An 18,518-nucleotide genomic window follows, 5' to 3' on the forward strand; every position below is an offset into this window, starting at 1 on the left:
GGGGGCGCGTGGCGGGGGGCCCGTGCCCGGGGGTGGGGGCAAGGGCACGAGGGCCGCGTGCGGGGGCCGGGGCAGGCGGTGGTGCGGGAGGGGCGCAGGCCGGACCAAGGGGCCCGTCTCGTCCGGCCGGGCGGCGAGGCTCGGCTCCTCGGCCGCTGCCAGCCAGATGCTGGTGCCGTCGTCCACGTTGGCAGTGTCCGCATCGTCGCTGTCGGCATCCGGCTCGGCACGCAGACGCGAGCGCCAGAGCGCCCGGGCCAGCCCAGTATTGCCGCGGCAGCGCGCGGCGAGGTATTCAAGCTCCGCGGCGCCGGCGGCGTCTTTGGCGTCATCCACCACCAGCACCGGCTTGCCGCTGTGGGCGTGGCGAAAGCGCACGGGGCGGCGCACCTCGGCGGCTACGAGGCTGCGGAAGAGCCCCGCGAGGCACTCGCCGTCGCAGGCCTGAAGGGTGAGCACGCGACGCGTGGGCAGCGGGGCGACCTGGCGCAGATAAGCCCAGGCCCAGCTGTCGCAGCCGATGACGCCGCGCCCGAGCTGGCCCGCCTGGGCCCGCGTCAGCAGCTCGCGCGCCAAGGCCAGGCCGGCCGCATGGCGCAGCCAGCACTGCTCCAGCCGCGGCAGAAGCCAGCGACCCGCCTCCCGCGGCCAGGCGGCGAGCCAGGCGCGGTCCGCACTCAGGATGGCGTCATCCCCCGGCGGCTCGATGCGGCGGGCGCCTTGCCGGACCGCCCAAGCATTCAGCAGCGCCACATGCCCGCTGTGCGGCGGACCGATGACGAACCAGACGCCGTCTGTATCTTGCTCAAGCTGCTGATCGAGCGCCGCGGCGCCGGCGGTCCAGTCCACGGGCCCGGCCAGGGCGTCCAGCCGCTGCGCCGTGAGCCCGCGCAGATCGGCCTCAGTGCGGGCGGGCGCCTCGGGCGCCTCCCGGTGGGGCGCGAACAGCCGCCGCAGCGAGGCCCAGCGCGCCCGCGCTGCGCCCGCTGCCGGCGTCTGCGGCAGACGGTAGTCCGCGATGGGCACGAGCTGCCAGAAGCGCTCATCCTCCCCCGTGTCCTGCTCTCGCGCATCTGGGCCTTGTGTGGTCATGTCGGCTGCGGGGCAGCTCCGTCGGGCGTCGCTGTAATGGGTCGGGCGCATGGTCGCACGATCGGGGGCCGCATAGGCATCTGGCGCACATCGCTTCCGTTGCGCCCGCCGGCGCAGGTCTGCACCCGATGGGCGCTTCGTGCGGCGCGGGGCCCTCCGGTGGAGGCCTGTGCGGGGTGGACTCGCGGCTGGTAATCGAGCGCTTACGATGAGGCACGCCAGGCGCCGCAACAGCCCGACGCCCAATCCGCGCACCCGCTGGAGCTGCCGCCATCCATTGCACGCGTCGTGCCCCTGGAACTCCGCCCGGATCAACGCGATCTGTCCGTCATGCTTCTGCAGCAGTGAGCGATTATCATGAATCTGCGACGCCTCTCGGGCCTGGCGCGCCCCGTCGACACCGCTTATGCCAGCAACCGCCGCATCCTGGGTCTGAGCGCCGCCGTGCTGGTGGCGGCCTGGCTCATCTTCGGTCTGCACACCGGCAGCTGGCTCGCGGCACTCGGCTCCGCAGCCCTGGCCGCACTGGCCTGCTTTCTGGCCTGGGCGCTCGCTCGGGAGCTGGACCCCGACCAGAGCGACGCCGCCCTGCTCGGCGCCGCCCTCAGCCTGCCCGGGCTGCTGGCGGCGGGGCTGCCGGACATCGGCGCGCTCTTCCTCGTGCTGCTGGCCGTGCGCGCGGTGAACCGCAGTACCGGCCTCCCCGCAACGGTGCTGGATTTGGGCCTACTCCTAGCCCTGGGCGTGCTGATCTCCCTACCGGCGCAGCCCGTCTATCTGGCCGCCGCCGGCGTTGCGGTGCTGTTGGACGGCATCCTAGCGCCACCGAGCCGGCGGCGGCTCATCACCGGCATCGGCGCCGCCACGATCGCCGCCGCGGTCGTCATCGTGCTGATGCCCGAGGGGCCGCGGCCGTTGCCTGACCTGACCGCGGTACTCGCCGCGCTGGCACTAGCCGCGCTGTTCATCCCGGTGGTCCTTGCGCAGATTGGCATCGAGAGCACGGCGGACGAGACGGGTGAGCCGCTCAGCACCAAACGGGTACAAGCAGGCCAGCTTCTGGCGCTGGCCGCCGCGCTGGCGGCCGCCTTTTGGCAGGGCGGCGCTGGCTTGACAGCGCTCTCGCCGCTTTGGGCGGCGATGCTCGCAGCCGCCGGCTGGCGGCTTTGGGGTCGCGTGCGCGGGGCGGGGACGGTCTGAAGCAACCTCACAGGCGAGGGGCGCTGGACCGAACCGGCGCAGGCAGGCACCATGCCGCCAATTGACCACGCGCTTTCCCCGGTGGGCGCAGGTCCCCGAAAACAAACAAGGCTTACCCGTGCTCGACTGGCTCGATCGACTGTCCCTCCCACTGCTGCTTATCCTGGCGCTGACCCTGGGGCTCGCCCCATTCTTCCCGGAGCCCCACGTCTGGGAGAAGCTCAAGATGCTGGCCGCGGGCGAGCTGGTTAGGCCCATCGACATCTTCGATCTGCTGTTGCACGGCACGCCCTGGCTGTTGTTGCTCGCCAAGCTGATCCGCCTGTTGTCAAAGCCGCGCCACGGACCGAGTCTATAGGTATCTGAAAAAGGCGGGAGAAGGGGCGTTACACGACCGCCACCATAAGGACGGCCGCTACTCCACCGTCACCGACTTGGCCAGGTTGCGTGGCTGGTCTACGTCGGTGCCCTTGAGGGTCGCCACGTGGTAGGCCAGCAGCTGCATGGGGATGGTGAAGACGAGGGGGTCGATAAGGTCGTCGGTCTCGGGGAGGCGTATGACGGTGATGCCGGGCTCCTCCTGCATGGGCACCTGGGTGTCGGCGAAGACATAGAGCTGGCCGCCGCGGGCGCGGACCTCCTCCAAATTGGATTTGAGCTTCTCCAGCAGGGCGTTGTTGGGCGCCACAGCCACTACGGGCATGTCCTCGTCGATCAAGGCCAGCGGCCCGTGCTTGAGCTCGCCGGCCGGGTAGGCCTCGGCGTGGATGTAAGAGATCTCCTTGAGCTTGAGCGCCCCTTCCATCGCAATCGGATACTGCTCACCGCGGCCGAGGAAGAGGCAATGGTGCTTCTCCACGAAGTGCTCGGCCAGAGCGGCGATCTGCGGGTCGATGGCGAGCACCTCCTCCAGCTGCGCCGACAGCCCACGCAGCAGGCGGACGGCCTGGGCCTCCTGCGCCGCGTCCATGCCGCGGGTGCGAGCGAGGTTGAGGGAGAAGAGCAAGAGCGCGACCAGCTGCGTCGTGAAGGCTTTGGTGGAGGCCACGCCGATCTCGGGCCCGGCGTGGGTGAGCAGCACCAGGTCCGACTCCGCACCAGGGAGCTCTCGGGGACGTTGCAGATGGCGAGGGTGTTCGCATAGCCGCTGTGCTTAGCGATGCGCAGCGCGGCCAGGGTGTCGGCGGTCTCGCCGGACTGGGAGACGGTGACGAAGAGGGCGTCCGCCGGCACTACATGCTTGCGGTAGCGGTACTCGCTGGCTACCTCCACATGGCAGGGCATGCTGGCGAGGGCCTCGATCCAATACTTGGCCACAAGCCCAGCATGGTAGCTGGTGCCGCAGGCGACGATGGTGACGGCCTGAGCCTGAGCCAGCACGGCCTCGGCCTCGAGACCGAAGGCCTCCGGGAGCACATGCTCGGCGGCGAGACGGCCCTCCAAGGTATCGGCGATGGCCCGCGGCTGCTCGAAGATTTCCTTCTGCATGAAGTGACGGTACTCGCCGCGCTCGGCCGAGTCCGCAGCCACCGTGGACTCACGCACCGGGCGCTCCACCACTTCGCCGTCACGGTCCCAGATGGTGACACCGTCGAGCCGCAGCTCCGCAAGGTCGCCTTCTTCCAGAAAGATGAACCGGTTGGTTACCGGCAGCAGGGCGAAGACATCGGAGGCGATGAAGTGCTCCTGGAAGCCGACGCCGATCACCAGCGGGCTGCCCTGGCGGGCGGCCACGAGCCGGCTGGGGTCCTTCGAGTCGATGACACCCAGCGCGTAAGCCCCCTCCAGCCGCCCGGCGGTCCGCCGCACGGCCTCGGTGAGGCAATGGCCCGCAGCTAGCTCATCGTATACGGCATGGACGACCACTTCTGTGTCGGTCTGTGAGCCGAAGCTGTGCCCCGCGGCGATCTGTTTCGCCCGCAGGGCGGCGTGGTTTTCGATGATCCCATTGTGCACGATGGCGCAACGCTCGCCCGAAATATGCGGGTGGGCATTCTCGGTGGACGGCTCACCATGGGTGGCCCAGCGGGTGTGGGCGATGCCGATGCTGCCTTCGAACGGTTCCGCGGCGACGGCGTCTACCAGCTTGGACACCTTGCCGAGCGTGCGCAGGCGCCGCATGCCGCCGCCGGGGCTCAGCACGGCGAGACCCGCGGAGTCATAACCGCGATACTCCAACCGCTTCAGCCCCTCCAGCAGGATGGCCGCCACGGGCCGTTGAGCGATGGCGCCGACGATGCCGCACATAACATTGAGCTCCGGCTATGGGCTTAGGGGCGAGTATCGAGTATCGAGTATCGAGGCGCGAGGCGATCTAAGGGCGACAAAAGAAAAGAAAGCCGAGCTCGGCCGAGCGAACGCAGATCCTCGTAACTCGTTACTCGTTACTTCTTTCGAGGCCGCTCCCAGCCCTCGATGGTCACCTGCCGTGCACGGCTCAGTGTCAGCTGCTCGGGCGGTGCGTCCGTGATGATCACGGAGCCCGCGCCAACGGTAGCGCCGGGACCGACGGACACCGGCGCCACCAGCGCGGTGTTAGACCCGATGAAGGCGCCGTCCCCGATTTGGGTCAGGTGCTTATTCGCGCCATCGTAGTTACAGGTGATGGTGCCGGCGCCGACGTTTACCCGCACGCCGATCTCGGCATCGCCGATGTAGCTCAAGTGATTGACCTTGCTCGACTCCGCAATACGCGCTTTCTTCACCTCGACGAAATTGCCGATGTGGCATTCGCGGCCGATGTCCGCCTCCGGCCGCAGCCGCGCGAAGGGACCGATGCGAGCATCGGCACCGATGCTCGCCCCTTCGATGACGCAGTTGGCGAGAACCTCCGCGCCGGCGCCGATGTAACAGTCCTTGAGCACACAGTTTGGTCCGATGCGGGCACCAGCACCGATGTACACATCGCCCTCGCAGATAAGGTTCACGTCCAGCACGACGTCCCGCTCACAGTCGAGCCTGCCGCGGATATCGATGCGCGCCGGGTCCATGACAGTCGTGCCGCGGCGCATTAGGCATTCGGCGGTGCGACGTTGATGATAGCGCTCCAGCTCGGCGAGCTGGACGCGGTCGTTGATGCCGGCGACTTCTTCCAGGCACTCGGGTTGGGCCGTCACCACATCGACACCATCGCTAGTAGCGAGGCCGATGATATCGGTGAGGTAGTACTCACGCTGGACGTTGTCGTTATCGATGCGCCCGAGCCAATGCGCGAGCCGCTCGCGGTCCGCAACGATGATGCCGGTGTTGACCTCGCTGATGGCGCGCTCGGCGTCGCTCGCATCTTTCTGCTCGACGATCCGCAGCACGCGGCCGGCGCCATCCCGGACGATACGCCCATAGCCCGTGGGATCGGCCAGGGTCATAGTGAGCAGACCGAGCGACGTGTCGCTGCTGTCGGCGATGAGCCGATTCAGGGTTTCCGCCTCGATGAGGGGCACGTCGCCGTAGAGGACCAGGACCCGGTCCACGCCCGTCATAGCCGGCAGTGCCTGCTGCACGGCGTGCCCGGTTCCGAGGCGCTCCGCCTGAACCACCCAACTGCAGTCCGCATCGGCCAGTGTCTGCGGCACCAACTCGCCGCCATGGCCATACACTACGCAGACTCGAGCGGCGCCGACCGCTTCAGCCGAGTCGAGCACATGGCGCAGCAGCGGACGGCCGGCGAGGGGATGCAGCACCTTCGGCAAGGACGAGCGCATACGCGTGCCCTTTCCGGCGGCGAGTATGACGACGCCCAAGGTCATGGGGCAGGGATCCGGGCGGGCAGGTGGCCCAGGTATTGATTGCTGCGGGACACGGCCGGGCAGGGCCTCACCGCAGGGCGCCGACGCCGATGGCGTCATCGGTGCCACGCTGGAGCATTGGCCGCGGGTACATGATCATGGGTTAGGACGCTGGTTGCGGGAGGCGGCTTGTGCGGGCATAGCGCAAGCTGATTCGACTCAAAAGCACTGCCGCTGGATTACCGCATAGGCGGCAGGCTCGTTGCGGCAGCCGCCTGCGTCGATGCGCTTCAACTGCTGCGCATCTTGCGCAGCTTCTCGATAGCGCGCAGCTGGGCAATGGCTTCGGCCAGCTCGGCCTGCGCCTTAGCGTATTCGAACTCTGCGGTCTGCCCGGCGAGGGTATCTTCCGCGCGGCGCTTCGCCTCCAGGGCTTTGGCCTCGTCGATATTCTCGGCGCGAATGGCGGTATCCGCCAGGACGGTGATGACGTCCGGCTGCACCTCGAGCATGCCGCCGGAGACATAGAAATGCTCCATGTTCCCGTGGTCGTCCTCGACTCGAACATCACCCGGTTTGAGCCGAGTAATGAGGGGGGCGTGGCGGGCGGCGATGCCGAGCTCGCCCATCTCGCCTGGGGCGTAGAGCATCGTGGCACTTCCCGAGTGGATTGCACCCTCGGCGCTTACGATGTCCACGTGAATCTGCATTGCCATGTTGGCGGACTCCGATGGTCTGAGCGGATCGCCGCGGTCGGCTGAATCCAACGGCAGAAGCCGGGGCTGGGGCGCCGGTTGCCGCCCCGACCGGACCCGCGGCTTTACATCTTCTGGGCCTTTTCAACGGCCTCTTCGATGGAGCCGACCATGTAGAACGCCTGCTCAGGCAGCGCGTCGTGGTCGCCGTTGACGATGGCCTGGAAACCCGCGATGGTGTCCTTGAGGGACACGTACTTGCCCGGAGAGCCGGTGAAAACCTCCGCCACGAAGAACGGCTGCGAGAGGAAGCGCTGGATCTTGCGCGCGCGGGCGACGATCATCTTATCCTCGTCGGAGAGCTCGTCCATGCCGAGGATGGCGATGATGTCCTTGAGCTCCTTGTAGCGCTGCAGCGTACCCTGCACGGCACGGGCGGTGTCGTAGTGCTCCTGACCGACGACATTCGGGTCCAGGATACGGCTGGTGGAGTCCAGCGGGTCAACCGCAGGATAAATGCCGAGCTCCGCAATCTGGCGCGAGAGCACGAGCGTCGCGTCCAAGTGCGCGAAGGTCGTGGCGGGCGACGGGTCGGTAAGGTCATCCGCGGGCACGTAGACGGCCTGGAAGGAGGTGATGGAGCCGGTGCTGGTGGAGGTGATGCGCTCCTGCAGCGCGCCCATCTCGGAGGCCAGCGTCGGCTGGTAGCCCACCGCGGACGGCATGCGGCCCAGGAGCGCCGAGACCTCGGTGCCAGCGAGGGTGTAACGGTAGATGTTGTCGATGAACATCAGCACGTCACGACCTTCGTCACGGAAGAACTCGGCCATGGTCAGTCCGGTGAGTGCCACGCGCAGGCGGTTGCCCGGCGGCTCGTTCATCTGACCGTACACCAGAGCGACCTTGTCCAGCACGTTGGATTCGGTCATTTCGTGGTAGAAGTCGTTGCCCTCGCGGGTACGCTCGCCCACGCCGGCGAACACCGAGTAGCCCGAGTGCTCAACGCCGATGTTGCGGATCAGCTCCATCAGCGTGACCGTCTTACCCACGCCGGCGCCGCCGAACAGTCCGACCTTGCCGCCCTTGGCAATTGGCATGATGAGGTCGATGACCTTGATGCCGGTCTCCAGCACCTCGGTGGCACCGGACTGCTCCTCGAAGGTCGGCGGCTTGCGGTGGATGGACCAGAGCTCGTCGGCCGCGACCTCGCCTTTTTCGTCGATGGGACGGCCGAGCACGTCCATGATGCGGCCGAGCGTCGGCTGACCCACCGGCACGCTGATGGGCTTACCGGTGTTGGTGACGTCCACGCCGCGCTGCAGACCGTCGGTGGAGCCCATGGCGATGGTGCGCACCACACCGTCACCCAACTGCTGCTCGACCTCCAGCGTCAGACCGTTCTTGTCGATCATCAGCGCGTCGTAGACCTTGGGCATTTCGCCGCGGGGGAATTGAACATCGACGACGGCGCCGATGATTTCCACGACCTTACCGGAGCTCATAATGTTTTCCTCGTCTGCTGCCTCACGCCGCAGCGCGAAGCGGATCGATGGGTTGAATGGGGAATTCGGTCCGTATGGGTTGCCTGCACTGAGGGCTAGACCGCAGCAGCGCCGCTCACGATCTCGGAGAGCTCCTGCGTAATTGCCGCCTGGCGGGCCTTGTTGTAGACCAGCTGCAGCTCATCGATGAGGCCGCCGGCATTGTCGGTGGCGGCCTTCATGGCCACGCGCCGGGCAGCCTGCTCGCAGGCGCCGTTCTCCACCACTGCCTGGTACACCAGTGATTCGATGTAACGGGTGAGCAGGTTGTCGAGCACCAGGCGAGCGTCGGGCTCGTAGATGTAGTCCCAGATCGGCCCGGTCGGCCCATCCTCTTCGGCCTGGATGGGCACCAGCTGCCGGATCGTCGGCTGCTGGGTCATGGTGTTCACGAACTCGTTATAGGCGATGTAGATCGCGTCGATCTCGCCTTGCTCGAAGGCATTCAGCATCACCTTGACGGTGCCGATGAGGTCTTCAATGTGCGGCTTGTCGCCGAGGTGCGTGACCTGTGCCTCGACCTTGCCGCCGAAGCGCCGGAAGAACCCGAGCGCCTTGTTGCCGATGGTGCAGAACATGGCATCCACGCCGTTGTCCCGGTGCTGGCGGATCTCCGACACCAGCTTGCGGAACAGGTTGGCGTTGAGACCACCGCAGAGCCCGCGGTCGGAGGACACGACGATGTAACCCACCCGCTTCACCTCCCGCTCAGTGGCGAGGAAGCTGTGGTGATACTCCGGCGACGCCTTGGCCAGATGCCGGATGACCTGAAGCATCTTCTCGGCGTAGGGCCGCGAGGCACGCATGCGGTCCTGCGCCTTACGCATCTTCGACGTCGCGACCATCTCCATGGCCTTGGTGATCTTCTGCGTGCTCTTGATGCTGGAGATCTTGGTGCGGATTTCTTTGGCGCCTGCCATAAGGGGCTCCGAATCGGGGGTTCTAACTGTCGCTGGGCGAATGCGAGGGCATCGCCTTGCGCAAAGGGCTGACAAAAAGGGCCGGGGGCTGAGGGCTGAGGTCGCTGCCGAGGAGTCCCCGGCCCTTGGCCCTCGGCCATGGCGTGCAGGCCCTGCCGCTCAGGCGCATCGGTGCGCTTCTGTGCGAACGACCGTCTGAACCCCTACCAGGTATTGTTTGCCTTGAAGTCCTTCAGCGCCGCATGCAGGGCTTCCTTGATCTCGTCGCTGTAGTCGCCGGAGGCATTGATCTTGTCCAGCAGGTCCTTCTTGGCCGAGCCCATGTAGCTCTGCAGAGCGCGCTCGAAGTCCACGACCTTCTTGACCTCGACGTCGTCGAGGTAGCCCTCGTTGACGGCGAACAGCGACACGGCCATCTGCGCAACGCTCATAGGCTGATACTGCATCTGCTTCATCAGCTCGGTGACACGCTCACCCCGCTCGAGCTGCTTGCGGGTAGCCTCGTCCAGGTCGGATGCGAACTGCGAGAAGGCCGCGAGCTCACGGTACTGGGCCAGCGCGAGGCGGATACCCCCGCCAAGCTTCTTGATGATTTTGGTCTGGGCGGAGCCGCCGACACGGGACACGGACAGACCGGCATTGATGGCGGGCCGGATGCCGGCGTTGAACAGGTCGGTCTCCAGGAAGATCTGCCCGTCGGTGATGGAGATGACGTTGGTGGGGACGAAGGCCGACACGTCGCCCGCCTGGGTCTCGATGATCGGCAACGCCGTCAGCGAGCCGGTCTTGCCCTTGACCTTGCCGTCGGTGAGCTTCTCCACTTCATGCTCGTTGATGCGCGCAGCGCGCTCCAGCAGGCGGGAGTGCAGGTAGAAGACGTCGCCCGGATAGGCTTCGCGGCCGGGCGGGCGGCGCAGCAAGAGCGACACCTGTCGATAAGCCCAAGCCTGTTTGGTGAGGTCGTCGTAGACGATGAGCGCGTCTTCCCCCTTGTCCCGGAAGTACTCGCCCATGGCGCAGCCGGCGTAAGGGGCGATGAACTGCATGGCCGCTGAATCCGATGCGCCGGCATGCACGATGATGGTGTGCTCCATGGCGCCGTGCTCTTCGAGCTTGCGCTGCACGCCTGCGACGGAGCTGTTTTTCTGGCCGACGGCGACGTAGATGCACTTAACGCCGGTGCCCTTCTGGTTGATGATGGCGTCAATGGCCACCGCTGTCTTGCCGGTTTGGCGGTCCCCGATGATGAGCTCACGCTGGCCGCGACCGACCGGCACCATGGCGTCAATGGCCTTGATGCCGGACTGCATGGGCTGGTCCACGGACTTGCGGGCAATGACGCCCGGCGCGATCTTCTCGATGGGCGAGGTGGCCTCGGACTGCACCGGGCCCTTGCCGTCCAGCGGCTGTCCCAGCGAGTCGATGACCCGCCCGAGCAGGCCCTCGCCTACTGGCACTTCCAGCACACGGCCGGTGCAGCGCACCCAGTCGCCCTCGGAGAGCGTGGTGTAATCACCGAGCACCACGGCACCGACCGAGTCACGCTCCAGGTTCAGCGCCAGGCCGTAGATGTTGTTCGGAAACTCCAGCATTTCGTAATACTGGGCATCCGAGAGACCGTAGATGCGCACGATGCCGTCGGTTAGGCTGACGATAGTGCCTTCGGCGCGCGCCTCGGTCTTGAGATCGAACTGCTCGATCTTCTGTTTGATCAGGTCACTGATCTCGGAGGGATTGAGTTGCATGGGATTGCTCCGCTGAGAGTCTCCGATGACGGCAGCCGACGCGCGCCGTGCTAGGGCGCTTCAGCCCGGCGGCCGTCAGAATTGCAGGTCGTTGGACAGGCGCTCCAGCTTGCCGCGCACCGAGCCGTCGATGACGATGTCGCCGGCGCGAACTTTAACGCCGCCGATGAGGCTTGGATCCTCGGCCACGGTGAGGTCCACGTCGCCGCCGAAGTGAGCCTTCAGGCGCTCGCCGAGGGCACTGCGCTCGGCGTCGTCCACCGGATAGGCGCTGGTGACCTCGATGTGTCGCAAGCCGTCGTAAACGGTCTTCATCTGCGCGAAGAGTCGGGCGATGTCCGGCAGCACAATGAGACGCTTGTTCTGGGCGAGCAGGCGCACGAGATTCTGCAGGTGCTCGCTCAAGCCCTCGCCGGCGACGCCGAAGATCAGATCGCGCAATTGCTGTGAGGTGGCGTTCGGGCTACCTATCTGCGCGGTCACCTGCGGGTCCTCGACGACGGCGCCGAGCAATGCCAGTCCTTCGGCCCAGGCGTCTACCGTGCCGTCCGCCTTAGCCACCTCGAAGGCGGCCTCAGCATAAGGGCGGGCGATGGTGGTGGTGTCTCCGGCCATGCTCTCCCCCTAGATCTGCTTGGCGAAGGACGCGATGAGGTCCTGATGCGTCTTGGCGTCGACCTCTTTCTGCAGGATCTTCTCAGCAGCGGCCACCGCGAGCTGCCCCATACGCTCACGCAGCTCCTCGCGGGCGCGATTGGCTTCCTGCTCGATTTCGGCCTGAGCCGCGTGGCGAATGCGCTCCGCCTCCGCCTGGGCGTCGCGCTTGGCCTCGTCGACAATCTCGTTATAGCGTTTCTGCGCCTGGGAGACGATGTCCGCCGCGTTGGTCTTGGCCTCCTTCATGACCTCCAGCGCGCGCTGCTCGCCCAGCTCCTGCTCCTCTTTGCCGCGCTCGGCAGCAGCGAGTCCCTCGGCGATTTTCGCCGTGCGCTCTTCCAGCGCCTTCATGATCGGCGGCCAGACGTACTTCATGCAGAAGGCGACGAACACGCCGAAGGCGATCATCTGCACGAGCAAAGTAAGGTTGATGTTCATCCGTCTGCCTTTCTGACTTGTGCCTCTAGTGTTGAACGGCGGTCACCAGCTGCCTGGTCTGTATAGGGCCGCCGACCGCCCGTCGTGGGCTTCGGGGACCAGAGGACAGCTCAGAGGGCGAACATCGCGTATAGCCCCATCGCGATGGCGATGACGGGCAGCGCGTCGGTCAGGCCCATGACGATGAAGAACTGCGTGCGCAGCATTGGAATCAGCTCCGGCTGGCGCGCGGCGCCCTCCAGGAAGCGGCCACCGAGCACGCCGATGCCGACACCGGCGCCGATAGCGCCGAGACCCAGCATCAGACCGGCGGCGACGTAGACGAGTGCTTGTGCGAGTTCCATGTTGTTCCCCTTGGGATCGGTTTGGTTGGATGGTCAGGGTGTTCGGTGTCGAGATCAGGCAGCGCAGGCGCTACCAGCGGCGGCTGGCCTCAGTGGTGCTGATGCGCCATGTCCAGATAGACGATGGTGAGCACCATAAAGATGAAAGCCTGGAGTGTAATGATCAGGATGTGGAAGATGGCCCAGGCGAGCTGCAGCGTCATGCCGGAGACATCGAGGAGCAGGTTGTGGCCGTACATCAAGGCAATGAGGATGAAGATCATCTCACCGGCGTAGAGGTTGCCGAACAGCCGCAGCGACAGCGAAAGAGGCTTAGAGAGCAGGCTGATGCCTTCCAGGACCAGGTTGGCCGGCAGGCCGAACTTGCCGAAGGGCTGCATGGTCAGCTCGGACGCGAAGCCGCCGACGCCTTTGATTTTGATGCTGTAGTAGAGCACCAGCAGGAACACCGCGAGCGACATGCCGAAGGTGATGTTCGGGTCGGTGGTCGGCACGATGCGCATGTAGACGTGGTGGGGGTCAGCGCCGAACAGGCTCATGAACTGCGCAAACGCATACGGGATCAGGTCCACTGGGAGCAGATCCATCAAGTTCATCAGGAAGACCCAGACAAAGACCGTCAGCGCCAACGGGGCTACGAGGTCGTTCTTGGCACTGAAGGACCCGCGCACGTTCTCATTGACGAAGTCGACGATCCACTCCAGAAAATTCTGCGCGCCCGTGGGCACACCGGCGGTTGCCTTCTGTGCAACGCCGCGCATGAAGCGGTACGCGAGGTAGCCGAGGCCGATGGACCACAGCAGGCTGTCCACATGCAGCGCCCAGAAGCCCATGGCGGCGGCCTCTTCGGCGTCGTGCGCGAAGGTGAGCCCATGCTCCGGATGGAAGCCCAGGGTGAGGTTGGTCAGGTGGTGCGAGATGTAATCCTGGGCGGTGAGCGTATCTGCAGCCATCGATCAGTCCTGGTTGGCGGCCCTGCTATTGCGTCGGCCGCGATGCAAACAGCGCGGGCAGCACCTGCACCGCGAAGTAGGTGCTGAGGAGCGCCGGCAAATTGAGATCCGCAAGGGTGGCGAACGCGAGCCCGAACAGGCCGAGGATCAGCACGATCTTGATGATCTCGGCCGAGTAGATCCGCAGCGCGAGCTCCGTCGGCGCTTGCGCGCGGTAGCGACGGAAGACCCTCAGGGCGAACACCCAGTTGGCGAGGAGGCAAACGCCTGCGCCGATGGCCGCCGACTTCAAGGCGGTGTCGCCAAAAGGCGATGCCAGCACGATCGCCGCGACGCCGAAAGCAACTTGCCAGAGCAGCAAGCGGCGCAGCTGAGCGCGATCACGCGGGCCTAACCCCCGGGTACTCCCCGAAATCACCGGTCCCCCGCAAAGGCCCGCGAGTATAAGCGTGCCCGAATATTCTGGTCAAATCCCTGACCAGATCCGGCCCATATTGCCATAAGCGAGACGATTCGGTTTGACGGGTTGATGACGGGCGTCGGGGGCCATCACTGGATGTGGCCGAGGATGCCATCCAGCTCGTCCAGGCTGTTGTAGGCGATCACCAGCTTTCCGCCGCCCTTGGCGCCGTGCTGGATGGCGACACGGGCGCCGAGACGCTCTGCGAGGTCATCCTGCAGGCGGCGGATGTCCGGGTCCTGTCCCGGCTCGCGAGGGCGCTCTGCGCCCGGTGCCTCGCTCTGCAGCCGACGCACCAGCCGCTCGGTCTCGCGTACGGAGAGCCCGCGGGAGACCACCTGCCGCGCCGCCAGTGTTTGCGCATCGCCCTTGAGTCCGAGCAATGCGCGGGCGTGGCCCATCTCCAGCCGGCCGGCGTCCAGCAGCGACTTGGCCTCGCCACCGAGCTCCAACAGCCGCAGCAGGTTGGTCACCGTAGTGCGCGACTTGCCGACGGCCTCGGCCACCTGCTGGTGGGTGAGGCCGAACTCTTCCTGCAGGCGGCTCAGGGCGCCGGCCTCTTCCAGCGGCGCCAAATTCTCGCGCTGGATATTCTCGATGAGGGCGATGGCGAGGGCGGTCTGCTCGTCCACCTCGCGCACCACAACGGGGATCTCCGCGAGCCCTGCCTGCTGGCTCGCGCGCCAGCGGCGCTCGCCGGCGACGATCTCAAAGCGGCCGCCAGCCACCGGGCGCACGACGATGGGCTGGAGCACACCCTGACTTGCGATGGAGTCTGCGAGCTCGCGCATGGCGTCCGGGTCGAACTCGCGACGCGGCTGATAGCGGCCGCGGTCGATATGCCCAAGCGGCAGCCGCAGAATCGACTCACCGGGCGCCGCCTGCGTGAGCGGCTCAGCGGCGGCGTCGTCGACGACCGTCGCGCCCGTATCCTGACGCGCACCGCTCAGCAGCGCGTCCAAACCCCGGCCAAGCCCCCGTTTCTTGGCGCTGGTCATAGGCTGCACCCCCTTCTCCGCCGGCCTCCGCGGTTCATGGATAGCCGGCGAGAGCTCTGCTGGATTCTGGGCATAGGCGGTCGGCGGCGGCTCGGGTGGGACATCAATCGGTGGGTCGATCAGCGATAGGGCGTTCTTCACGGTACCGAAGCGGCTCAATTGGCGCGGGTGGCTCCGGAGCAGGGGCCGGGTCTGGGTCGGCTCAGGCGGCATTCGGCGCCGGCTCACGGCGGCGCATCACCTCGCCGGCGAGCGCTAAATATGCCAGCGCGCCGCGGGAGCTGCGGTCGTATTCCAGCACCGGTAGGCCGTGACTCGGCGCCTCGGCCAAGCGCACGTTACGCGGCACGATGGTTCGGTAGACCTGGCCCTTAAAGTGCGTCACCAGCTGCGTGGAAACCTGATTCGACAGATTATTCCGTGGGTCGTGCATGGTGCGCAGGATGCCGTCGATGCGCAGCGCCCCATTGCGGCTGGTGCGGATCTGCTCGATGGTGTCGAGCAGGGCGGAGAGCCCCTCGAGTGCATAGTATTCGCACTGGATTGGGATCAGTACGCCGTCCGCTGCCACCAGCGCATTCACCGTCAGCATGTTGAGCGACGGCGGGCAGTCCAACAGGATGACCTCATACGCCTCCGCATGCGCGGCGAGCCGCACTGCCAGGGTGCGCTCGCGGGCCTCAGCTTGCATCAAGCCCACCTCGGCGGCGGTCATGTCGCCATTGGACGGCAGCAGGTCAAAACCGGGTGCGGGCTCTGGCACCCGCACCACGCACTGGGCAAAGGGCGCGTTGTCGAGCAGCACATCGCAGCCCGTATGCTCCAGCGCATTCTTGTCCACGCCGACGCCCATGGTCGCGTTACCCTGGGGGTCCATGTCCACCAGCAGCACACGCCGGCCCATGGAGGCAAGGGATGCGGCCAGGTTTACGGCGGTGGTGGTCTTGCCGACCCCGCCTTTCTGGTTCGCGATGGCGATGATGCGGGCCATGTGGTTCCTGCGAGCGTGTGTTGGCGCATGGCGCCGTCCGTAAGACCGTGACGAAGGAGCCGGGCGGCGCGGGGCACTTGCCAACGGCGCACGCCGCCTGAGGCGCCTGGGCGGCGTGGCCAGGGGCGCCTGGGCGGCGTGGCCAGGGGCGCCGACTTAGTCGAACGGCACCGATACCAGGCAACGCTCGGCGTCGAGCATCGGCACCGTGAGTCGATGCACCCGGATCGCTTGCGCGCAGACGCGAAGTGGCGGGGCCGTGGCCAGGGCCTCAAGCTCCGGCGCCGGGTCACGGCCCTTCAGGGCCAACAGCACGCCTCCTGGTGCGAGCAGCGGCTCACAGTCGCGGCAAAGCTCGACGAGCGACGCCACCGCGCGCGCCGTTATGGTAGCGAAATTCACCCGTGGCCGGTACGTCTGTATCCGCGCCTGCACCGGCGTGACACTGGTGAGCTCAAGCTCCAGCACCGCCTGACGCACGAATCGGATCTTCTTGCCGTTGCTGTCGAGCAGCGTAAAGGCGAGGTCGGGGCGCAGGATCGCAAGCGGCAGCCCGGGCAGGCCCGCCCCCGTACCGACGTCGAGCACCGGCCCCCGTTGCACCCAGGGCAGCACCGCGAGGCTGTCCAGCACGTGGCGCGGGATCATGTCCAGGGGCTCGCGCACGGCGGTGAGGTTATAGGCACGGTTCCAGCGCACCAGGAGGTGCACATATCCCAGCAGCTGCCGGCGCTGCTCTTCGGTGGCAGCAACGCCGAGGGCAGCGAGGCCGGCCTCCAGTCGAGCAGCCGGCGTGCGCTCCGACTCGCCACCCGCGGCGGCCGAGGTGCTGGCTGGTGGCGGGGCCGGCGCCGCCATCAGGCGCTCTGGCGCTTCAGGTGAATCAACAGCAGCGACACCGCGGCCGGTGTCACACCAGGAATCCGCGCCGCCTGGCCAATGGTGGCAGGGCGCACGCGCTGAAACTTCTCGCGTACCTCCGCCGACAGGCCGCGCACGTTGCCATAGTCAAAGTCCTCGGGAAGGCTGCGGGCGTCCTCGGCCTGCTGGCGGGCCACCTCGTGCTGCTGGCGCTCCAGATAGCCCGCATACTTGGTCTGGATCTCGATCTGCTCCGCCACTTCAAGGTCAACGGGCCTTGCACCCAGGCCCATGCCTGGCACCGCCACGAGGTCTGCGTAGCGAACGCGAGGCCGGGCCAACAAGTCGAGCGCCCGGACCTCTCGGGCAATGTGCTCGCCGGTGGACTGCTCTAAAGTCTGTGCCGCCGCCGTCTTCGGACGCACCCAACACTCCCGCAGGCGCTCACGCTCACGCTCGATGGTCTCGCGCTTGGCCTCGAAATGTCTCCAGCGGTCCTCCCCGACGAGACCGAGGCGGCGGCCTGTCTCGGTGAGCCGCAAGTCCGCGTTGTCCTCCCGCAGCATGAGACGGTACTCGGCGCGGCTCGTGAACATACGGTAGGGCTCGTTGGTGCCGCGGGTGATGAGATCATCCACCAGTACGCCGATATAGGCCTCGTCCCGGCGGACGGTCCAGGGGTCGCGGCCGAGCACCCGCAGCGCCGCATTCGCACCTGCGAACAGCCCCTGGGCCGCAGCTTCTTCGTAGCCTGTGGTGCCGTTGATCTGCCCGGCGAAATAGAGCCCAGGCACGAAGCGGGTCTCGAGCGTCGGTGCCAAGTCGCGCGGGTCGAAGAAGTCGTACTCGATGGCATAGCCCGGGCGCGTGATATGCGCCTGCTCGAGCCCCGGAATGGAGCGCACCAGGTCTTGCTGCACCTCGAACGGCAGGCTGGTGGAGATGCCGTTGGGGTAGATCTCGGTAGCCTCGAGCCCCTCCGGCTCCACGAAGATCTGGTGCGAGGTCTTGTCCGCGAAGCGCACGACCTTGTCCTCAATGGAGGGGCAATAGCGCGGCCCGACGCCCTCGATGATGCCGGTGAACATCGGCGAGCGCGACAGCCCGCCGCGGATGATGTCGTGGGTACGCTCGGTGGTGCGGGCAATGTGGCAGCTCACCTGGCGCGGGTGCTCCGCGGCGTCACCCAGGTAGGAGAACACCGGCACTGGCGTGTCGCCGGGCTGCTCCTCCAGGCGCGAGAAGTCGATGCTGCGGGCGTCGATGCGCGGCGGGGTGCCGGTCTTGAGCCGGTCGACGGTGAAGGGGAGCTCCCGCAAACGCTCGGCCAACGCGATGGAGGGGGGGTCGCCCGCACGGCCGCCGCGGTGGTTAGTAAGCCCCACGTGGATGCGCCCGCCAAGGAAGGTGCCCACGGTCAGGACCACCGTCGGCGCCTGGAATTGCAGGCCCATCTGGGTGCGCACACCGGCCACACGCTCGCTGCCACCGGTGGGCTCCAGGATCAGATCGTCAACCGCCTGTTGGAACAGCCAGAGATTCGGCTGCTGCTCAACAGCAAAGCGCACGGCCGCTTTGTACAGCACCCGATCCGCCTGGGCGCGGGTGGCGCGTACCGCGGGTCCCTTGCGGCGGTTCAGAATCCGGAACTGGATGCCGCCGCGGTCCGCGGCGCGGGCCATAAGCCCATCCAGTGCGTCGATCTCCCTCACCAGGTGACCCTTGCCGATACCGCCGATAGCTGGGTTACAGCTCATCTGGCCGATGGTCTCGATGTTGTGCGTGAGCAGCAGCGTGCGCGCGCCCAAGCGGGCCGCGGCGAGTGCCGCCTCAGTACCGGCGTGGCCGCCGCCGACGACGATGACGTCGTATCTCTGATTGCTCGACATGGCTCGCAG

At 66.7% G+C, this 18,518-nt stretch carries 17 protein-coding genes and 1 pseudogene; 2 read left to right on the forward strand and 16 right to left on the reverse strand.

Features of this window, described 5'->3' with window-relative positions; all coding sequences use genetic code 11:
- Positions 1–1,092, reverse strand: a 1,092-nt coding sequence (locus tag I6U14_RS11085) for a hypothetical protein (protein ID WP_296899319.1), incomplete at its 3' end; no start/stop codon positions are given.
- A gap of 357 nt (positions 1,093–1,449) precedes the next feature.
- Between I6U14_RS11085 and I6U14_RS11090 the strand changes: the two genes are divergently transcribed.
- Positions 1,450–2,292, forward strand: coding sequence for a hypothetical protein (locus I6U14_RS11090; protein WP_296899321.1), 843 nt, complete (start codon positions 1,450–1,452; stop codon positions 2,290–2,292).
- 118 nt (positions 2,293–2,410) lie between these two features.
- Positions 2,411–2,650, forward strand: coding sequence for an RND transporter (locus I6U14_RS11095; RefSeq protein ID WP_296899323.1), 240 nt, complete (start codon positions 2,411–2,413; stop codon positions 2,648–2,650).
- 57 nt (positions 2,651–2,707) lie between these two features.
- Here I6U14_RS11095 and glmS read toward each other — a convergent pair.
- The 15 genes and pseudogenes from glmS to mnmG all read right to left on the reverse strand — a co-directional run bounded on the left by glmS (position 2,708) and on the right by mnmG (position 18,509).
- A pseudogene (gene glmS, locus I6U14_RS11100) lies at positions 2,708–4,539 on the reverse strand (glutamine--fructose-6-phosphate transaminase (isomerizing)).
- 137 nt (positions 4,540–4,676) lie between these two features.
- Positions 4,677–6,038 carry a bifunctional UDP-N-acetylglucosamine diphosphorylase/glucosamine-1-phosphate N-acetyltransferase GlmU gene (gene glmU, locus I6U14_RS11105; RefSeq protein WP_296899324.1) on the reverse strand — a complete coding sequence of 454 codons (1,362 nt, stop codon included), beginning with the start codon at positions 6,036–6,038 and terminating at the stop codon, positions 4,677–4,679.
- Between the two features lie 269 nt (positions 6,039–6,307).
- Positions 6,308–6,733: a F0F1 ATP synthase subunit epsilon gene (locus tag I6U14_RS11110; protein ID WP_296899326.1), complete on the reverse strand. Its 426-nt coding sequence runs from the start codon at positions 6,731–6,733 to the stop codon at positions 6,308–6,310.
- A 104-nt stretch (positions 6,734–6,837) separates the two neighbouring features.
- Positions 6,838–8,214: a F0F1 ATP synthase subunit beta gene (atpD, locus tag I6U14_RS11115; RefSeq protein WP_296899328.1), complete on the reverse strand. Its 1,377-nt coding sequence runs from the start codon at positions 8,212–8,214 to the stop codon at positions 6,838–6,840.
- Between the two features lie 95 nt (positions 8,215–8,309).
- Positions 8,310–9,173 (reverse strand): F0F1 ATP synthase subunit gamma, encoded by an 864-nt coding sequence (gene atpG, locus I6U14_RS11120; RefSeq protein ID WP_296899330.1) that lies wholly within the window; start codon positions 9,171–9,173, stop codon positions 8,310–8,312.
- A gap of 203 nt (positions 9,174–9,376) precedes the next feature.
- Positions 9,377–10,918, reverse strand: coding sequence for a F0F1 ATP synthase subunit alpha (gene atpA, locus I6U14_RS11125; protein WP_296899332.1), 1,542 nt, complete (start codon positions 10,916–10,918; stop codon positions 9,377–9,379).
- Positions 10,919–10,993: 75 nt separating this feature from the next.
- Positions 10,994–11,533 carry a F0F1 ATP synthase subunit delta gene (locus tag I6U14_RS11130; RefSeq protein ID WP_296899333.1) on the reverse strand — a complete coding sequence of 180 codons (540 nt, stop codon included), beginning with the start codon at positions 11,531–11,533 and terminating at the stop codon, positions 10,994–10,996.
- Between the two features lie 9 nt (positions 11,534–11,542).
- Positions 11,543–12,013 (reverse strand): F0F1 ATP synthase subunit B, encoded by a 471-nt coding sequence (locus I6U14_RS11135; RefSeq protein WP_296899334.1) that lies wholly within the window; start codon positions 12,011–12,013, stop codon positions 11,543–11,545.
- A gap of 110 nt (positions 12,014–12,123) precedes the next feature.
- A complete protein-coding gene (gene atpE, locus I6U14_RS11140) occupies positions 12,124–12,357 on the reverse strand; it encodes a F0F1 ATP synthase subunit C (RefSeq protein ID WP_058557788.1) in 234 nt (77 codons plus the stop codon).
- A gap of 89 nt (positions 12,358–12,446) precedes the next feature.
- Positions 12,447–13,310: a F0F1 ATP synthase subunit A gene (atpB, locus tag I6U14_RS11145; protein WP_296899335.1), complete on the reverse strand. Its 864-nt coding sequence runs from the start codon at positions 13,308–13,310 to the stop codon at positions 12,447–12,449.
- Positions 13,311–13,335: 25 nt separating this feature from the next.
- Positions 13,336–13,671 (reverse strand): ATP synthase subunit I, encoded by a 336-nt coding sequence (locus I6U14_RS11150; protein WP_296899336.1) that lies wholly within the window; start codon positions 13,669–13,671, stop codon positions 13,336–13,338.
- A gap of 188 nt (positions 13,672–13,859) precedes the next feature.
- Entirely contained in the window at positions 13,860–14,768 is a 909-nt protein-coding gene (locus I6U14_RS11155) for a ParB/RepB/Spo0J family partition protein (RefSeq protein WP_296899356.1), read from the reverse strand.
- Between the two features lie 202 nt (positions 14,769–14,970).
- Positions 14,971–15,759, reverse strand: coding sequence for a ParA family protein (locus I6U14_RS11160; protein WP_296899337.1), 789 nt, complete (start codon positions 15,757–15,759; stop codon positions 14,971–14,973).
- Positions 15,760–15,915: 156 nt separating this feature from the next.
- The gene (gene rsmG / locus I6U14_RS11165) at positions 15,916–16,617 is read right to left on the reverse strand and encodes a 16S rRNA (guanine(527)-N(7))-methyltransferase RsmG (protein ID WP_296899338.1); all 702 of its coding nucleotides are present in this window, start codon (positions 16,615–16,617) and stop codon (positions 15,916–15,918) included.
- Positions 16,617–18,509 (reverse strand): tRNA uridine-5-carboxymethylaminomethyl(34) synthesis enzyme MnmG, encoded by a 1,893-nt coding sequence (gene mnmG / locus I6U14_RS11170; protein ID WP_296899340.1) that lies wholly within the window; start codon positions 18,507–18,509, stop codon positions 16,617–16,619. The genes rsmG and mnmG overlap by 1 nt, the downstream gene beginning before the upstream one ends.
- Between the last annotated feature and the right edge of the window lie 9 nt (positions 18,510–18,518).

The sequence above is a fragment of the Thiohalocapsa sp. genome, from assembly GCF_019695415.1.
Classification (GTDB): domain Bacteria; phylum Pseudomonadota; class Gammaproteobacteria; order Chromatiales; family Chromatiaceae; genus Thiohalocapsa.